Source organism: Blautia sp. AF19-10LB (assembly GCF_003461245.1).
In the GTDB taxonomy this organism is placed as follows: Bacteria; Bacillota; Clostridia; order Lachnospirales; family Lachnospiraceae; genus Blautia_A; species Blautia_A intestinihominis.
On record NZ_QTWS01000104.1, the window covers coordinates 1 to 266 of the forward strand.

The 266-nt window shown below is 48.1% G+C and carries 1 rRNA gene (running past one end of the window); it reads left to right on the forward strand.

Annotated features, from left to right (window positions below):
• Positions 1 to 165: 165 nt before the first annotated feature.
• A 5S ribosomal RNA gene (rrf, locus tag DWX28_RS20885) occupies positions 166 to 266 on the forward strand (it continues 15 nt past the right edge of the window).

Genomic DNA, 266 nt, shown 5'->3' on the forward strand with positions numbered 1-266 from the left:
AATGTGTTTTACTGTTGAGTTATCAAGTGCGTAAGTGCACTTCGGAGCAAAGCTCCTCAGTCGCGACTGCGTCGCATATACAAGCCTGATAAAAAGTCCTTATGGAAGCAAGCTTCCAACAGCCTTTTTCTCAAACTTGTGCACTTACTTGAGTAACGCGAAATTTCTGGTGGCGATACGCTTAGGGGAAACACCCGTTCCCATCCCGAACACGACGGTTAAGACCTAAGCGGCCGATGGTACTGCATTGGAGACGATGTGGGAGA